The organism is Nocardia sp. NBC_00511, from assembly GCF_045161165.1.
Classification (GTDB): domain Bacteria; phylum Actinomycetota; class Actinomycetes; order Mycobacteriales; family Mycobacteriaceae; genus Nocardia.
The window spans coordinates 6,087,214-6,104,338 of the sequence record NZ_CP107849.1 but is presented as its reverse complement, the minus strand read 5'-3'; the positions used below and the strand labels follow the sequence as shown (position 1 = coordinate 6,104,338).

At 67.9% G+C, this 17,125-nt stretch carries 16 protein-coding genes; 9 read left to right on the top strand and 7 right to left on the bottom strand.

Annotated features, from left to right (window positions below; all coding sequences use genetic code 11):
* Window positions 1-23: 23 nt before the first annotated feature.
* Window positions 24-1,214 (top strand): elongation factor Tu, encoded by a 1,191-nt coding sequence (gene tuf, locus OG300_RS28435; protein ID WP_405486155.1) that lies wholly within the window; start codon window positions 24-26, stop codon window positions 1,212-1,214.
* Window positions 1,215-1,273: 59 nt separating this feature from the next.
* Here the strand turns inward: tuf and OG300_RS28430 are convergent, their stop codons facing one another.
* From OG300_RS28430 to OG300_RS28415, 4 genes are all read right to left on the bottom strand, one after another.
* On the bottom strand, window positions 1,274-1,507 hold the full coding sequence (locus OG300_RS28430; RefSeq protein ID WP_405486153.1) for a hypothetical protein: 234 nt from the start codon (window positions 1,505-1,507) through the stop codon (window positions 1,274-1,276).
* Between the two features lie 37 nt (window positions 1,508-1,544).
* Window positions 1,545-2,333, bottom strand: a complete 789-nt coding sequence (locus tag OG300_RS28425) for a glutamate racemase (protein WP_405486151.1) — start codon at window positions 2,331-2,333, stop codon at window positions 1,545-1,547.
* A 66-nt stretch (window positions 2,334-2,399) separates the two neighbouring features.
* Complete coding sequence (locus OG300_RS28420) at window positions 2,400-3,962, bottom strand: AMP-binding protein (RefSeq protein WP_405486149.1); 1,563 nt, start codon at window positions 3,960-3,962, stop codon at window positions 2,400-2,402.
* 59 nt (window positions 3,963-4,021) lie between these two features.
* Window positions 4,022-5,218 (bottom strand): NAD(P)/FAD-dependent oxidoreductase, encoded by a 1,197-nt coding sequence (locus tag OG300_RS28415; RefSeq protein ID WP_405486147.1) that lies wholly within the window; start codon window positions 5,216-5,218, stop codon window positions 4,022-4,024.
* 155 nt (window positions 5,219-5,373) lie between these two features.
* On the opposite strand from OG300_RS28415, the gene OG300_RS28410 reads away from it, so the two are divergent.
* The 6 genes from OG300_RS28410 (at window position 5,374) to OG300_RS28385 (ending at window position 10,838) form a co-directional block, all read left to right on the top strand.
* On the top strand, window positions 5,374-5,727 hold the full coding sequence (locus OG300_RS28410; protein ID WP_405486145.1) for an SPW repeat protein: 354 nt from the start codon (window positions 5,374-5,376) through the stop codon (window positions 5,725-5,727).
* Between the two features lie 134 nt (window positions 5,728-5,861).
* On the top strand, window positions 5,862-6,524 hold the full coding sequence (locus tag OG300_RS28405; protein WP_405486144.1) for a TetR/AcrR family transcriptional regulator: 663 nt from the start codon (window positions 5,862-5,864) through the stop codon (window positions 6,522-6,524).
* A 132-nt stretch (window positions 6,525-6,656) separates the two neighbouring features.
* Window positions 6,657-7,865 (top strand): lipase family protein, encoded by a 1,209-nt coding sequence (locus tag OG300_RS28400; RefSeq protein ID WP_405486142.1) that lies wholly within the window; start codon window positions 6,657-6,659, stop codon window positions 7,863-7,865.
* Between the two features lie 155 nt (window positions 7,866-8,020).
* Window positions 8,021-9,085 carry a hypothetical protein gene (locus tag OG300_RS28395; protein WP_405486140.1) on the top strand — a complete coding sequence of 355 codons (1,065 nt, stop codon included), beginning with the start codon at window positions 8,021-8,023 and terminating at the stop codon, window positions 9,083-9,085.
* An 86-nt stretch (window positions 9,086-9,171) separates the two neighbouring features.
* Window positions 9,172-9,894, top strand: coding sequence for a DNA alkylation repair protein (locus OG300_RS28390; RefSeq protein ID WP_405498706.1), 723 nt, complete (start codon window positions 9,172-9,174; stop codon window positions 9,892-9,894).
* Window positions 9,895-10,229: 335 nt separating this feature from the next.
* Window positions 10,230-10,838: a transglycosylase SLT domain-containing protein gene (locus tag OG300_RS28385; protein ID WP_405486138.1), complete on the top strand. Its 609-nt coding sequence runs from the start codon at window positions 10,230-10,232 to the stop codon at window positions 10,836-10,838.
* A gap of 67 nt (window positions 10,839-10,905) precedes the next feature.
* Here OG300_RS28385 and OG300_RS28380 read toward each other — a convergent pair whose 3' ends face one another.
* Both OG300_RS28380 and mftR2 read right to left on the bottom strand, forming a co-directional pair.
* Entirely contained in the window at window positions 10,906-11,961 is a 1,056-nt protein-coding gene (locus tag OG300_RS28380; RefSeq protein WP_405486136.1) for a 2Fe-2S iron-sulfur cluster-binding protein, read from the bottom strand.
* A 72-nt stretch (window positions 11,962-12,033) separates the two neighbouring features.
* On the bottom strand, window positions 12,034-12,654 hold the full coding sequence (gene mftR2, locus OG300_RS28375) for a mycofactocin system transcriptional regulator MftR2 (protein WP_405486134.1): 621 nt from the start codon (window positions 12,652-12,654) through the stop codon (window positions 12,034-12,036).
* 262 nt (window positions 12,655-12,916) lie between these two features.
* On the opposite strand from mftR2, the gene mftF reads away from it, so the two are divergent.
* Window positions 12,917-14,317: a mycofactocin biosynthesis glycosyltransferase MftF gene (mftF, locus tag OG300_RS28370; RefSeq protein WP_405486132.1), complete on the top strand. Its 1,401-nt coding sequence runs from the start codon at window positions 12,917-12,919 to the stop codon at window positions 14,315-14,317.
* A gap of 13 nt (window positions 14,318-14,330) precedes the next feature.
* Here mftF and OG300_RS28365 read toward each other — a convergent pair whose 3' ends face one another.
* Window positions 14,331-15,563: a cytochrome P450 gene (locus tag OG300_RS28365; RefSeq protein ID WP_405498705.1), complete on the bottom strand. Its 1,233-nt coding sequence runs from the start codon at window positions 15,561-15,563 to the stop codon at window positions 14,331-14,333.
* Window positions 15,564-15,924: 361 nt separating this feature from the next.
* Here OG300_RS28365 and OG300_RS28360 point away from each other — a divergent pair, with 361 nt between their 5' ends.
* A complete protein-coding gene (locus OG300_RS28360; RefSeq protein ID WP_405486130.1) occupies window positions 15,925-17,124 on the top strand; it encodes a GAF domain-containing protein in 1,200 nt (399 codons plus the stop codon).
* The last annotated feature ends 1 nt before the right edge of the window (window position 17,125 follow it).

The following is a 17,125-nucleotide window of genomic DNA, read 5'->3' as shown; positions in this document are numbered from 1 at the left end:
CTAACTAGTCCAGGAGGACAACAGTGGCGAAGGCGAAGTTCGAGCGGACGAAGCCCCACGTCAACATCGGCACCATTGGTCACGTCGACCACGGTAAGACGACGCTGACCGCGGCGATCACCAAGGTGCTGGCTGACAAGTACCCGAACCTGAACGCGGCCTTCGCGTTCGACCAGATCGACAAGGCGCCGGAAGAGAAGGCTCGTGGTATCACGATCAACATCTCCCACGTCGAGTACCAGACGGAGAAGCGCCACTACGCGCACGTCGATGCTCCGGGCCACGCGGACTACATCAAGAACATGATCACCGGCGCGGCCCAGATGGACGGCGCGATCCTGGTCGTGGCCGCCACCGACGGCCCGATGCCGCAGACCCGTGAGCACGTGCTGCTCGCCCGCCAGGTCGGCGTGCCCTACATCCTGGTCGCGCTGAACAAGTCGGACATGGTCGACGACGAGGAAATCCTCGAGCTCGTCGAGATGGAGGTCCGCGAACTGCTGGCCGCTCAGGAATTCGACGAGGACGCCCCGGTCGTGCGCGTCTCCGGTCTGAAGGCGCTCGAGGGCGACCCGAAGTGGACCGAGTCGATCATCGAGCTGATGAACGCTGTCGACGAGTCGATCCCGGACCCGGTCCGTGAGACCGACAAGCCGTTCCTGATGCCGATCGAGGACGTCTTCACGATCACCGGTCGTGGCACCGTCGTCACCGGTCGTATCGAGCGTGGCATCGTCAACGTGAACGAGGAAGTCGAGATCGTCGGCATCCGCGAGAAGACCACGAAGACCACGATCACCGGCATCGAGATGTTCCGCAAGCTGCTCGACAACGGCCAGGCGGGCGACAACGTCGGTCTGCTGGTTCGTGGCATCAAGCGTGAAGATGTCGAGCGCGGCCAGGTTGTCATCAAGCCGGGCACCACGACTCCGCACACTGAGTTCGAGGGCCAGGCGTACATCCTGTCGAAGGACGAGGGCGGTCGCCACACCCCGTTCTTCAACAACTACCGCCCGCAGTTCTACTTCCGTACCACGGACGTGACCGGCGTCGTTACCCTCCCCGAGGGCACCGAGATGGTCATGCCCGGCGACAACACCGAGATGATCGTCAAGCTCATCCAGCCGGTCGCCATGGACGAGGGCCTGCGTTTCGCGATCCGTGAGGGTGGCCGCACCGTCGGTGCCGGTCGCGTCATCAAGATCATCAAGTGATTCCCTGAATCGCTGACACAAGCGGCACCGCTCCGGAAGGGGCGGTGCCGCTTGCGTTTTCAGCCCTCGCGGCCGAATATCGGTTTGCCCTCGTCGTCGAGCCAGTCGGTGACCGCGGTGCCGGAGATCATGCCGTCGCTGCCGGGCAGCACGGTGGTGGGCCGGTCATCCTTGTAGTTCTCGGCCATCTGCTTGGCTTTTTCTCGATGTTCGCGCCGCACTTCGGGTTCCGGGGTGATTACCGGCGGCGGCTGTGGCCCGCTGTCTTCGTCGTGTTCGGTTTCGGTGCTCATATGCGCGGTCTGCCCATATGACGGCAGGTGAAACCGGTCAGGTGGTGGGAAGTGCCTGGTGATCGCCGGTGCTCGCGCCCAGTAGCCGCCCGGATTCGAAAGCGGCCGCGGCGCTGGGCAACCGCCCGGGCCGCCCGGAGGCGATGACGCGCACGCTGCCGCTGCCGTTCGCGGCCTTGCCGAGGGCGTCGAGGCGGCGCAGGGTCTGTCCGGCAACGGCTTCGGCGCTGTCGAAGACCCGCATGCCGGGCGGCAGGGTGGCGAGGATGTCGTCGAGGACCAGCGGATAGTGGGTGCAGCCGAGCACGATGCCTTCGGTGCCGACCGGGGTGCGGGCGGCGGCGTCGGCGATGGCGGTGCCGATGGTGGCGAGGTCGCCGCGGTCGATGGCGTCGGCCAAGCCGTGGCAGGCGACCCCGGTGACCTGGGCGTCGCCGCCGAAGCGGGTGATCAGGTCGGCCTGGTAGGCGCTGGCGGTGGTGGCGGCGGTCGCCCAGACGGCGATGGTGCGGCAGGCCGCGGCGGCGGGTTTGATGGCGGGCACGGTGCCGATCACCGGCAGGTTCGGCCCGACCATGGCCCGCACCTGTTCCAGGGCGGTGACGCTGGCCGTATTGCAGGGCAGCACAATGACTTCCGCGCCTTCGTCGAGGGCGAGGCGGGCGGTGTCCAGTACCCGGTCGATCACCCACTGCTCGGGTTTGGGACCCCAGGGCGCACCGTCGGGGTCGTTGAGGAGCAGCAGATCGAGTTCGGGCCGCAGCGTCCGCAACCAGGCGGCCGTTGGCAGCAGCCCCAGTCCGGAGTCGATGAGCGCGACGATCACCCCTCGTACGGTAGTGAAGTACCCCCGCTCATCGCGAACCGCGGGTCGGATTCCGGCGGGTTCGGTCTATGGCCGCCGGGTGGCGCCGCGGTCTTCGAGCCGGTCGCGCAGCTGCTTCTTGTAGATCTTGCCGTTGTCGTCGCGGGGCAGGGTGTCGACGATCCGGATGCGGCTCGGGATCTTGTCGGCGGCGAGTTGCCCGCGTAGCGCGGCGGTGATGGCGTCGGCGGTGAGTTCGATGCCCGGCCGGGCGAGTACGTAGGCGGCGATCTCCTCGCCGAGGTCGCCGGTGCGGTCCGTGATTCCCAGTACCGCGCCGTCCTCGATGCCGTCGATGCCGAGCAGGGCGGCTTCGATCTCGGCCGGGTAGATATTGACGCCGCCGCGGTTGACGACCTCCGAGTCGCGTCCGGTCAGGTAGAGGTATCCGTCCTCGTCGAGACGGCCGAGGTCACCGACCCAGAGCATCCCCTCGACCTCGGTGTCCGGCGCGCCGAGGCCGAGATAGCCGAAGCCGGGCCAGAATTCGGGGCCGCGGACATACACGCGCCCGGTCGAGCCGATGGGCAGCGCGGTGCCGTGCTCGTCGGCGATGAGCACGGCGGATCCGTCGGCGGGCCGTCCGACGCTGCCCGGGTGTGCCAGCCATTCCGCGCCGCTGATCCAGGTGAGGGGCCCGCATTCGCTGCATCCGTAGAACTCGGTGACCGCGTCGCCGAACCAGTCGATGGCGGCGCGTTTGATGGCGGGCGGGCAGGGTGCGGCGGAGTGCACGAGGTGGGTGAGGCTGCGGGTGTCGTAGCGGTCGCGGATCTCGGCGGGCAGGCTCAGCAGCCGTGAGAGCATGGTCGGCACGATCTTGGCCTGCTGGATGCGGCGTTCGTGGACGTGCCGCAGGAATCGTTCGGAGTGCCAGCGCGGCATGATGGTGATGTTGGTGCCCATCCGCAGTGCCAGCACGGTGACGGCGTTGGGTGACGCGTGATAGAGCGGTCCGGCGACGAGCATCTGCCCGCCGGGGGTGAGCCCCATGCGCTGTGCGGTGGCCCCGGCGATGGCGAGCAGCTGTTCGGCCGTGAGTCGTTGCCGCAGTACGCCTTTGGGCTTTCCGGTGGTGCCGGAGGTGTAGATCAGCCCCATGCTGTCGGCGATGGCGCCCTCGAGGTGGCCGAGTGGTTCGGGGTGGGTGGCGATCGCCTCTTCGAGCAGTGGGTGGCGGCCGGTGGGCCGGGCCAGTTCGGGATCGAGCCCGGCTTCCTCGAGGAGTTCGGGCGGCATCGCGATCTCGATGATCGAGGGCCTGATTCCCGCTGTGGCGCAGGCCTTCTCGATGACCGGGATGAACTCGGTGTGCGCCAGCGTCAGCCGCACGTCCGCGTCCCGCAGTACGTGCGCGACTTCCGGTGCGGTCCAGCGGGTATTGACGGGCACCGGGTTGCCGCCCGCCCCGGCGATGGCGAGCGACACCTCCAGGAACTCGATGTCGTTGCGCGCCATCACCGCGACGCGGTCACCGCGCCCGATTCCGGTGGCGACGAGGGCCGCCGCCAGTCGTCCCGCCCGCAGGTGCGCCTCCGGCTGGGTCCGGGTGCGGGTGCCGCAGCTGATGGTGGGTGCGCTGTCGCTCATGCTTGGCAGTCTGGCACCGCCCGCCGAGTTGCGCAGCGGGCCATGGGTTGTGGGTCTGCTCAGGCCGAGGTGGTCTGCGGGTGCAGGGCGGCGGCCAGCTGGCCCCGCATCTTCATGACCTTGCCGGTCATGCTCGCGCCGGCCACGGCGACCACGGTGCCTTCGCGCAGGTAGTGGACCAGGAATTTGCGTCCCTGGTCGTCGATCACCCGGATCTCGTCGGCGAGCGCCGGGACGCCGAGGACCTGGATCTTCATGTCGTACTGGTCGCTCCACACGTACGGAACCTGTACGCCCGCAGTCTGTTCCACGCCGAGCAGGGCTTCGGTGAGGATGCGGGCCTGCTCGCCCGCGTTGGTCCAGTGTTCGACGCGCCGGTGGCGGCCGGTGAGGTGCGGCCAGGCCGCGACGTCGCCGAGCGCCCAGACGCCGGGGACGCCGGTGTATCCGGTGCCGTCGGTGAGTACGCCGCCGCCGTCGGCGGGTGCGGCGAGTGGGATGCCGGAGTCGGTGAGCCAGTCGGTGACGGGCGCCGAGCCGATGCCGATGACGACCAGGTCGGCCGGGATCACGCTGCCGTCGCCGAGCTGGATGCCGCTGATGGAATCGCCCTCGGTGACAAGGGCTTCCATGCCGACGCCGCAGCGCAGGTCGACGCCTTCGCCGCGGTGCAGCCGTGCGACGAGTTCGCCGACTTCGGCGCCGAGGGCGGCGAACAGGGGAGTGGGCTGGGGTTCGACGATGGTCACGTCGAGGCCACGGGCCCGGAAGCTTGCTGCGAGTTCGCAGCCGATGAATCCGGCGCCCACGACGACGGCCCGGCGGGCGGTGTCGAGGTGGGCGCGCAGTGCGGCGGCGTCGGCGTGCGAGCGCAGGACGTGGACGCCGTGGACGTCGGGCAGGCCGGGGATGCGCCGGGGCCGCAATCCGGTGGCGATCACCAGCGCGTCGTAGCCGAGGTCGGTGCCGTCGGCGAGCCGGACGCGGCGGGCGGCGGTGTCGACGCCGGTGGCGGTGGTGTCGAGGCGCAGCCGGATGTCGTGTTCGGTGAAGAATTCGGCGGGGCGCAGGGCGGTGTCATCGGTTTCGCCGCGCATGTACTGCTTGGACAGCGGCGGCCGGTCGTAGGGCGCCCGGTTCTCATCGCCGAGGAGGGTGATTTCGCCTTGGTAACCCGCACGTCGCAGCTCTTCGGCGGTGCGCAGGCCGCCGAGGCCCGCACCGACAATTAGAACCTGTTCTACCGAATCCGACATACCCCGAACCATATCGTTTCCCGGGGTCGGGGACCGATGTGTCGCCGGTCACATCCGATCTGCCGCCGAATCGTATCCACCCATTTATTGATCGACCGGTCAATCAGGAATACAACGAGAGAAGAACACTTTCATCGCCTTGAAGGAGGCATCCCATGTTCACCGTGAGTCGCGCCCAGGACGCCGTGGCTGTCGTCCTCGGCGCCGTCGCTGCCCTGTCGCCCATCTGGGTAGCGCACAGCAACCACGCGCTGTGGTCCCTTGTCGTGCTGGGTGTGCTGATCGCACTCACCGGCCTGGCGCAGGTCGCCAAGCGTGCGCCGTCGTGGAACGGCTATGCCCAGGGTGTGCTGGGCATCCTGCTGTTCATCTCCCCGTGGGTGATGGACTTCCGCGGCTTCAGCGGCGCCTCGTGGGTCGCCTGGATCGTCGGCGCACTGACCCTGGTGGTCGGCCTGGCCTCGATGCCCGAGGTGTCGGGCCGCGTCAACGGCGTGCTGCACCACTGATCGAGCTGCTCCGGAGCGCCGACCTCGCATTCTCCCGGTGAGGTCGGCGTATCCGAGGGATATGCTTGTCGTCTACGTCCGCCGGACCGCTGGCGGCAGCCTCCGTCGCGATGCGTGAGGAGGGAAGTCGAGCAGTGCCCAGACCGTCACGGGCCGAATCCGAGCCGCTGCGAGGGGAACCCGCACCGCGCCGGGTGGGGCGTCGGCGTAGCAAGAAGGTCGACGGGGATGCCCGTCTGCTCATTCTGGATGCCGCCGAAAAGCTGTTCGCCGAGCACGGATTCGATGCCACCGCGACCGCGAGCATCGCCGAGGCGGCCGCGGTGCCCAAGGGGCTGGTCTTCTATTACTTCCCGACCAAGGACGCGATCCTCTCGGCGTTGATGGCCGAGCGGGTGCCGCCGGAGCCGATCGATGATATCGACGCGGTGATCGTGCCGGGTGATCCGGCCAAGAGCCTGGTCAATATGGATGCCGCGTTGAATCTGCGCGATCATCACTCCTCGGTGCTGCGGGTGATCATGTGGCGTGAGGCCGATACCCATCCGGATGTGCGTAAACAGTTGCGCCGCATGCGTGATCAGCTGCTGGATGTGACGGCGCGGGTGTTGCAGGCGAGTGCGCCGGGTCCGGTGCAGCCGGGGACGTTGCGGGCGTGTGCGGCGGCGTGGGTGTCGGCGATGTTCGCGATCGCGAGCACCGATCGGCTGCACGCGCTGGACGGTCTGCTGCCGGCGGGTGACGACATCATGAATGTGGCGCAGGTGGTCGCGGCGGGCATGACCCAGATGGGCTGAGTCCGCACCGGATTCGCACCCGGTGAGAAATGTTTGCTGGCGTGTCGCTATTTCTTCTTCTCGGCTCTCGAACGAGACTCGGTGTGGGGCAACGGAGCCCGAATCTCACTGGGACAGCCGTGGAGGACACTGATGAGGGCGCACCGATTGCTGCGTGGGTTCGGGGCCGTGGCGGCCGGATTGGCGATAGCCGGTTCGATGCCGACTGCGCAGGCCGCGCCGAGCTATCCACAGCCGGATCCGGACCCGTTCTATGCCCGGCCCGCCGATGTCGCCGATCACGCGCCCGGTGACGTGCTGGCCGTGCGGCCGATGCCGCCGCTGCTGATCTTTCCCGACACCACGGTCACCATGGTGAAGTTCCGTTCCACGAATTCGCAGGGCGGCCCGATCGCGGCGGTGACCACGGTGCTCACCCCGCGCGAACATCAGCCGGACGGTCCGCTGCTGTCCTATCAGCACATCATCAACGGCCTGGGCGCGCAGTGCGCGGTGTCGCGGGTCCTCTACACCTCGGATCCGAATCTTCAAGTCCGCGAGGCGGTCGCGTTGAACGCCGCGTTGCGCCGCGGCTGGTCGGTGGCGCTGCCGGATCACCTCGGCCCCGACTTCGCGTACGGTGCGGCGAAATTGGGCGGGCAGATCACCCTGGACGGGATTCGCGCGGCAAAGCGGGTGCCGGAGCTGGCGGTCGGCAACAGCCGGGTGGCGATGGCCGGGTATTCCGGTGGCGGCATGGCGACGGCGTGGGCGGCGGCGCTGGCGCCGCGGTACGCGCCGGAGTTGGAGATCGCGGGCGCGGCCACCGGCGGGGTGCCGATGAACCTGGTGAAGATGGTGAATTCCCTGGGCTTTCAACCGCATCCGGCGTTCGGGCTGGCGATGGCGGCGGCGATCGGCCTGGAGCGGGAGTATCCGGATCGGTTGCCGATCAGCTCTCAGATGAATGCGCAGGGGGTGGCGGTGCGCGATGCGATGGCCAATGGCTGCACCAACGAGATCATGGCGCTGGGGGCCGGGCACAGTGCGCGCGAGTTCGCCGCCAGCACTTCGATGATCGATGATCCGGCGGTGCTGTCGGTGCTCGACGAGAACAGTCTGGAGCTCTACGACGGGGTGCCGAATATGCCGGTCTTCGAGTGGCATTCGCCGAGTGATCCGCTGATTCCCGTGGACGCCATAGTGAATACCGATCGTCGCTACTGTGCGGCCGGGGTGCGGCTGCAAATGGATATGAACGTCTCGCCGGAGCATCTGTCGGCGGCGGTGTTGGGCCTGCCGTCGGCGCTGGCCTGGGTCGATGCCAGGCTGCGGGGTGAACCGGCACCCTCGAACTGCTGAATCGCGCAGGTCAGCGGGTTCGGTCAATCCCCCAATACTGTTGCTCGTGAGCCGGTTTCGTGGCCACTGCGCGGCGGTCTCCGCTGTTGTTTTCCGGCGGGCTCCGCCGCGGCCCGACTCGCACCGGGTGCCCCGGCCCGGTAAGAATGGCGGCCATGGATGCCGATTTCACCTCCGGCTCGGGGGATTCGCTCAGCGCCCGCCAGTCGGGGTACCGCCTTACTCACCCGGACAGTTCCGCGAGTGTCTCGAATCCGGTGCTGACCGGTGTGGAGACCGGCGGTCACGCGTCGCTGGGCCGCAACGGCCACGAGCAGCCCGCGCCGTCGGTGCAGTGGTCCTCGGCCCCGGTGACGGTGCGCACCACGGCGGAGCCGGAGCCGTTGCCGCGCCGGATCGCCGCGGAGCCGGAACCGTTGCCGCGCCGCACTCCCGACCTCGATGCGGTGCCCGCGCGGATCACCGGTGACGCCGAGTCGTTCTCCGGGCGGATCACCGCCGACAACGATCCGTATGCGGTGCGCTCCGCGGTGGACAGTCAGGTGTCGTACTCGCTCGGTTCGATCGCGGACGGCCAGTCCTACGGTGTCGCCGTGGACAGTGACCCGTTCGCGTCGCGTCCGGCGACCAATGGTTCGGCGTACGCGGCCCGCACCACCTCCGGCGAGGAGCTGTACGCCGCGCGCCCGAGCCTGGATTCCGACCCGGTGGGCCGCCGGTACGCCCCGGACCCGGAACCGCCTGCCCGCCATACGGTTTCGGAGAGCCTGTTCCAGGAGAGCCCCCCCGCGTATCAGGAGAGCGCACCTGCCTATCAGGCCAGCGTTCCGGCGTATCAGAGCAGTGCCCCGTCCGGTCGCCGGGCGGCGCGCGAGGCGGAGGAGGCGGCCCCCGCGGTCGCCCCCGCGGTCGCCGATATCGCGCCCGCTGCGGTCGAGCAGCAGAGCCCGGTCGCGGCCGAGTCGAAGGCCGCGGAGTTCCGCAGCAGTGAGGCCGCGATCGACCTGCACCACATCATGAGCCTGCTGGTGTCCAGCCACGATCTGGAGGTCGCGGTCAAGGCCGCCGAGGCGGGTGAGATCACGGTCGAGGAGCTGGCGCGGATCGCGCGCCGCACCCGGACCGCGGCGGTGGACCTGGTGTCCGCCTGGTACGGCGGTGCGGAGCACATGCGGAAATTCGGCGAGGTGCTGTTACAGGCCGCGGCTGAAACCGCTTGATGCCGTTCTAGGATTCGTTCGGACCAGCTCCGATCGATCCGACTGCGGGAGGTGCGGTGAGCGCAAGCAGCGTGACACCGAATTCGATGACGGCCCAGTCTGTTCAGCAGGCTCTGGCCGCTGTCGCGGATCCGGCGGACGCCGTGCACCTGCAGCGTTTCTTCAAGACCGGGCCGGGTGAGTACGGCGCGGGAGATGTTTTCATCGGCGTCCGGGTTCCGCAGACCCGGAGGGTGGTGAAACAGTTTGCGGGATTGCCGCTTTCGGAGATCGACGCATTGCTCGACAGCGCGGTGCACGAGCATCGGCTGGCCGGTCTGGTGATTCTGAACGGCGAGATGGCGCGGGCCACGCGCGGGGGCGACGAGGCGCGGCAGCGCGAGATCGTCGAACAGTATGTGGCCGCGGTGCGGCGGGGCCGGGTCAACAATTGGGACCTGGTGGACGGCTCGGCGGAATTCGTGCTGGGTCCGTGGTTGCTGGAGCGGCCGCGGGAGCTGCTCTACGAATTGCTGGCGGCGGATTCGCTGTGGGAGCGGCGGGTCGCGTTGCTGACCACGTTCGCGTTCATCAAGGCGGGCGATACCGCGACGACACTGGAGCTGTGTGAGCGGCTGCTCGGGGATCGCCGTGATCTGATCCAGAAGGCGGTGGGCTGGATGCTGCGGGAAATCGGCAAGCGGGTGGACCGGAGCCTGCTGACGGGCTTTCTGGACGCGCACGCGGCCGCTATGGGCCGGACCGCCCTGAGCTACGCGACCGAGCATCTGACGGCCGAGCAGCGGGCGCATTACCGCGCGCAGCGCTGAGTTCCGTGCCACTGCCGGGGCGAATCGTGAGCCGTTCGGTTGCTGTGATGTACCGCTCGAGCCATCAGAACTGATTGTTCACCTTGCGTTAAGTTTACGTTCATTTGGCGCAATCATTCTGTTATCAGTCGGCGACGGCCGATACCCTCTCGAAACGAGTGGGGCACCCCATCACGCGGAGACCGCCGCCATCGGCGAGAGCGTGATCGAGCGGCGATAGCTGGGAGATCTCCCCAATCCCGTTCTCCCTCAATACAGCTCCCGATCCATGCAGTGCATCGACGGGTCGTCCCGTCGTCGGGATCCTGTCGTGGTCAGCGCTGCGCCCCATCGCCATGCCTTTGAGAAAACTGTTCTCCCAGCGTTTCCCGCTCGAGTCCGCCAAAACCGTCACCGGTGTGGCCGCCTTCACCCTGGCCGTCTCGGCCGTGGTCTGCGCGTCCGGCCCGGCCTCGGCCGATCAGATCAACGGTGTCCCGCCCGAGTTCCAGGGCACCGCTCAGCAGGTCCAGCAGCAAGCTGTGCAGCTCAACGGTTCGCTGCCCGGGCCGCAACAGGATCAGGTGCGCCAGTTCGTCTCCGGTCTGCCGGGGCCGCTGTCGCAGCTGCTGCCGCCGGTCTTCCCGAACGATCTGGACGGCTGGATCCGCAATGCCATCTACGTGCTGAACCAGCGCGGCATCCCCGGCAGCTACGACGGCATCTTCCGCAATATCCAGCGGGAGTCCGGCGGTAATCCGCAGGCCATCAACCTCTACGACTCGAACGCCGCCGCGGGCATCCCGTCCAAGGGGCTGCTGCAGGTGATCGATCCGACCTTCCAGGCATACCACGTGGACGGCACCTCGTGGGACATCTACGACCCGGTCGCGAACATCGCGGCGGCGTGCAACTACGCCGCGCACCGCTACGGTTCGATCGACAACGTCTTCTCGGCGTACTGAAGGTACCGAAGCCCTGAAAAACGTTCGGCCGCCGCGTGATTCACGCGGCGGCCGAAGTCGTCTCAGCTCAGAACTGGATCTTGAGGTGGTCGGTGACCGGTCGCGCCTGGCAGCCCAGGATGTAGCCGTTGGCGATGTCCTCGGGGTCGAGGATCTCCGCGTTCTCCATCTGGACCTCCCCCTCGAGCACGGTGCAGGCGCAGGAGCCGCATTCGCCCTCGAGGCAGGAGTAGGGCACATCGAGGCCCTTGGACAGCATGATGTCGACCAGGGTCTGGCTGCGCGGCCAGCTCATCTCGTGGGTCTGCCCGTCGAGTTCGACCTCGACGCTGGCCGCGTCGGCGGCTTCCTCGGCGCTGATCTCGGTGGGCGCGACATCGGCGAAGGGGTCGCCGGAGAGCGAGTTGAAGACCTCGGCGTGGGTGCGGTTGCGCGCCAACCCGAGCTGTCCGAGGGCGTCGTGCACGCAGTCCATGAACGGCTTGGGGCCGCACATGAAGGCCTCGTGGGACGTGTAGGGCGCGCACAGCGCGGCGAGCGAGTCGACGCTGGGCAGGCCCTGCAGCTGCTCGAGCCAGTGGATGACGACCAGCCGCTGCGGATGCTTGCCCGCGAGTTCACGCAGTTCGCCTGCGAAGATGACCGAGTCGTGGTCGCGGTTGGCGTAGACGACCACGATGCGTCCGTTGCCGCGCGCGAGCGCCGACTTGAGGATCGACATCACCGGGGTGACGCCGCTGCCCGCCGCGAACAGCAGCAGGTTCTCGTCGAGGTTCTTCGGTGTGAAAACGCCTGAGGGCGGCAGTACTTCGAGCGAGTCGCCGGCTTTGACGTTGTCGCACACCCAGTTCGAGGCGTACCCGTCGGCGGTGCGCTTGATGGTGACCTTGGGCTTGTCGTCGGTGTGCGGCGAGCTGGCCAGCGAGTAGCAGCGGGCGACGGACCCGGTCTGGTCGCTGGGGATGCGCAGGGTCAGGAATTGGCCGGGCTGGTAATCGAATCGCTCACGCAGGTCCTCGGGCACGTCGAATACCAGCGAGCAGGAGTCGGCCGTCTCGTTGATGACCGCGGAGACCCGCAGCACGGCCGATCGTGAGCTGTGCGGTACGTCGACGGTGGTCATAGTGTCCTCTCGAACCCGGCAGTGATGGTCAGCCGGTGCAGTCTATCGAAACTAGAACGTGTTCTAGTTTGACTATACGTGGCTGTCTCGCTGCCGGACAAGCTGAGCCTCGAGGCCCGCGATCAGCACGTCCATCGAGAAGTCGTAGGAGAAGCGCCCGCGCAGATCTCCGAGATGCTTGGTGGCGCGTTCCACGGCTTCGGGCAGTACCCGATCGGTGAGTGCCGTGCGGTCGCGCGGATTCACCTTGGAGCGCCCGAACAGCACGGTGTGGATGGTGGCGTAGGCGGCCAGCACATTGCGATCGTCGAATCCGGCGTCGAAGAGGATTTCCATCACGGCGGCAATGAGATCCAGCTGTTTGCCGAGCATCTGCTCGATCAGTACGTCGCCGAGCCCGGGATGCTTGCGCAATTTCTCGTCGATCTGGTCGATCAGGTCCCGCAGCCGCATTTGCCAGGTGCCGAATTCGGGTGCGGGCTTGCGCACTCCGGTCAGCGCGGCGGTCGCCACCAGATCGAGTAGCTCGCGCTTGTCGGCGACGTAGTAATACGGGGCCATCGGCGAAACTCCGAGTTCCCGCGACAGCCGCCGCATCGACAGCTTCTCCACCCCGTCCTGTCGCACCACCCGCAGCGCGGCTTCGACGATCTCGGATTCCGAGAGGGTGTTGCCGCCCCCGCTTGTCTGCATACGCCCGACTCCCATACCGCCTCGACCACCAAGGGCACGGATAACCGCCCCGACCTGTTCACCCGCCAATTTTCCTCACGCAGTGTAGAGCGCGGAAACCTGGTGCGGTCGAGCTACGGCCCCAACCACTCCCGAGTAACAACCCGTGACCTGGGCGTTGGGGCCCGCGCGGACGGGCCGGGGTGGGGCCCGAAGGTCTCGGATCCAAAATTAGCCCGCGCCAATCATGATTGCTGCCTGTGAACTGACTTAGCATTCGGGAATGCGCCATGATCGCCTTCCCGATGGTTTCGGGGTGCGAATCGATCCGAAGGTGCGCACTTATTCCGGTGGACGGCTCCTGGTCGGCGGCTCGCCGACTCGGTTGTTGCGGCTCGCGCCGGAAGCTGCGGCCTTGATCGGTGACGGCTACCTCGAGGTGACCGACCCTGCGTCGGCTCGGGTTGCCAGACGTCTCCTCGACTCCGGGGTCGCGAATCCGCGTCCCCGCCTTTTACCGTCGCTGGAGGACGTCACCGTCATCGTGCCGGTGCACAATCATGCCGACGAACTGTCGCGGCTGTTGTCGGCATTGCGCGGGCACACGGTGATCGTGGTGGACGACGGTTCCGATCGGCCGGTGCATATTCCGGAGGAGCGGCGTAATCGCTGCCGGGTGACGGTGTTGCGGCGGGATCGGCGACACGGGGTGGCGGCGGCCCGGAATTTCGGGCTGCGGGCCGCGGCAACCGAATTCGTGGCCTTCCTGGATCCGGATGTGGTGCCGCGGACCGGATGGCTCGAGGTGATGCTCGGCCATTTCAGTGATCCGAAGGTGGCGCTGGTGGCGCCGCGAATTCTGGCGATGGATCCGGATTCGACCGTGCTGGCGCGTTATGAGCACACGCGCGGTTCGGTGCATCGGGGTCGCCGGGAGTCGGCGGTGCACGCGCACGGCCCGGTGCCCTATGTGCCGAGTTCCGCGGTGGTGGTGCGGCGTCCGGCGTTGCTGGCCGAGGGCGGCTTCGACGAGTCGATGGCGGCGGGCGGCGATGTCGATCTGTGCTGGCGGCTGGATCGGGCGGGCTGGCGGCTGCGCTACGAGCCGGCGGCCCGGGTGGCGCACAGCAATCCGGTGTCGTTGCGAAAGTGGTTCGTCCACAAGGTCACCCACGGGACGGGGGTGGCGCCGCTGGCGGCCCGGCATCCGGGTCTGGCGGCGCCGCTGTCGGTTCCGATCTGGACGGCGGTGGCGGCGCTGCTGCTGGGCACCATGTCCGGCTGGGGTGTGGTGGGTGGCGTGCTGACCTTGTTCGCGACGCTGGTGCGGCTGCGCCGGGTCTTCGCCGGGCTGGACAACCCGACCCGGGTGGCCGCCATATATATGACGCGCGGATTCACCGGCGGCGTCTGGCGTTTGGCGTCGGCGCTGTGCCGTCACTACTGGCCGGTGACGCTGCTGGGCATGCTGTGTTCGCGCCGCATCCGTCATGTCGCGATCACCATGGCGATGGCCGAGGGCCTGGCGGACTGGTTCACCCATCGGGAGCCGGGCAGTCTGGATCCGACCCGCTATGTCGCGTGCAAGCGCCTGGACGATATCGCCTATGGCGCGGGCCTGTGGTGGGGTGTGGCCAAGACCCGCGATGCGGCGTCGCTGCGTCCGACCTTGCCGCACAACTAGATTGCGGGCCTGCTCATCGGGCCGCCAATCGGACCGGCATGTGCCGGATGCCGGTGTGCTTGTTGCTGCGGGTGTATTCGACGGGTGCGGTGAGTTCGACGGTGCCTACCCGGTCGAGCAGGGCGTCGAAGACCACCCGAATCTCCATGCGCGCCAGCGCGGACCCGAGACAGAAGTGGCCGCCGCGACCGAAGGCGAGGTGCTGGTTGGGGCGGCGGGTGATGTCGAAGCGGTGCGGGTCGGGGAAGACCTCGGGGTCGCGGTTGGCCGCCGACCACCACAGGGTCACCTTGTCCCCGGCCCGGATTCGCTGTTCGCCGAGCACGGTGTCGCGGGTGGCGGTGCGCCGGTTGTAGGTGGTGGTGGACGCGAAGCGCAGGATTTCCTCGACGGCACTGCCCAATTCGCCGCGGTCCTCCCGCAGCCGCTGCCAGCTCTCGGGGCGTTCGATGAACGCGAGCATGCCGACGGCTATCGAGTTGCGGGTGGTTTCGCTGCCCGCCGCGATGAGCAGGCTGAACAGCATGGCCTTCTCCATATCGGTGAGCGGTTGCCCGTCGATGGTGGCGTGCGCGGCCAGCGAGAGCAGGTCGTCGCCGGGCTCGCGGGTCTTGGCCGCGAGCAGTTGTGTTCCGTAGGCACGGGTTTCGGCGACGGCCCGCTGGGTGCGCGCGGTGGCTTCGCCGAGTTCGCGGTCGTCGTAGTCGAGGGCGACGTTGGCCCAGGCGAAGAGTTGGTGGCGGTCTTCCTGTGGCACGCCGAGCAATTGGGCGACGGCCTGCAGCGGGAGTTCGGCGGCGAGGTCGAGCAGGAAGTCGCAGTCGCCCTCGGCGAGTGCGGTGTCGACGATGGTGGCGGCGCGCTGCCGCAGATCGTCCTCGATGAGCTGGATGGTGCGCGGCGCGACGCTGGGGGAGAGCAGTCGCCGGACTCCGGCGTGGCGCGGGTCGTCCATCATGTTGAGCAGTTTCCCGATGGCCCATTCGGCGGGCAGGTCCTCGATGAGGGTGCCGCCGCCGCTGCGGTCGCCGCCGGTCTCGGAGGAGTAGGTGGCCGAATCTCCGGCTGCGGCAACGATGTCGGCGTAGCGGCTGAGCACCCAGAACCCCTCGCCGTCGGGGGTGTTCGCGGTGGGTGGATGCCACCAGACGGGGTGTTCGCTTCGGAGCCGGTCGAATACGTCGTGCGGAAACCCGTGTGCGAACCGGTTCAGGTCGGTCAGGTCGATCTCTTCCACCCCTGACACCTTGCACGACGACCGCCGCTGAATGTCTGGTTCGGTGGATTCGCCCGATGGTCCGGTGGGCATCCCCGGGGTGCGCATCGGCGAGGCAATTAGACCGGGCTCACATTCCGGGTGGATACGTACGGTATGTGACCTGCGGGACAAACGTCCGGCTTCCGCCTGTGCTGTCAGGGTCCTCCCGTACTCTTTGGGGCGGAAAGAAAGGCAAATGGTCAGCAATCTCGCAGGTGGGGGGCACCCTAACCCTGGCGTCGAACCGGGCAGTCAACTCGGGGCGCTCGAAACGTATGCCGCTCAAGCGCACGGATACCTCAGTCTGGGCGGCGATCAACTCGGTCAACTGCCCGGTTTGCTTCGCCCGATGGTCCTGGAATCCTGGTTGCGCACAGTGCGCGGCGGTGTGGATCCGATGGACGACGGTGACGGTCGTGGCTTGCGCGGCACGGATCTGGAGCGTTACCGCGACGCCCATCCGATCGCTGCGGTGATGCCGCTGGTCGACAAACTGCTGCTGCGCGATGCCACCGGCACCGGCCTGATCGTGGTGATCGCGGACCAGTTCGGCCGGGTGCTGTCGGTGCACGGCACGGCCGATCGCGTGCAGGCCGCCGAGCAGGCGGGTCTGCGCGAGGGCAACGACCTCAGCGAGCGCCGGGTCGGCACCAATGCTGTCGGTCTGGTGGTGCGCACCGGCCGTGCGGCCTGGATCCACGGTCCCGAGCACTTCCTGCATCGCATGCATCAGATCACCGGTGCGGCCGCGCCCGTGCACGACCCGGACGGTCGGCTGGTCGGGGTGCTGATGATCGCGGGCGGCGTGCGGGTGGCGCGCCCGGAGATTCTGGCGCTGGTCAAGGCGGCGGCCACGGCGGCGGAGATGGATCTGCTGTTGGCCGCGGTGCGTTCGGGTCATGATCGCCGGACCGGCGTGGACGCGCCCGCGCCGGAGCGGCTGGGTCTCGAGGTACTCGGGCTGGGGCAGCCGCAGTTGACGGTGGCCGGTGAGCGAGTTCCGTTGTCGCAGCGGCATGCCGAGATCCTGCTGCTGCTGGCCGAGCATCCGGAGGGCTTGTCGGCCGACCATCTGGCGCTGCTGCTCGACGACGCCGATCTGGACAACGCCACGATCCGCGCGGCCATGTCGCGGCTGCGGTCGGTGGTCGGTTCCAATGTCTTCGGTTCGCGTCCCTACCGTTTGCGAGTGCCGATCGCCACGGATGTGGAGGCGCTGCGGGCGGCGCTGGATTCCGGGGATGCGGACACCGCGGTGCGGCTCTACTCGGGTCCGGTGTTGCCGCGATCGACCGCTCCCGGAGTTATAGACATTCGCGATGAATTGCGAGTGCGCCTGCGGACCGCCGTATTACGTTCCGGTGACACCTCGGTCCTGAGTCGATGGACCGCGGGCGCCGAGGGTCGTGACGATGCCGCGGCATGGGCCGCCTATCGCGCCACCGTTGATCGTGAGTCTCCGCTGTATGCGCAGATCGAGGCCAAGATCCGCGTGCTCGACCGGCGCTTGGGCGCCGATGCAACGCAGTTGCAACGTTTCGACTCATAGT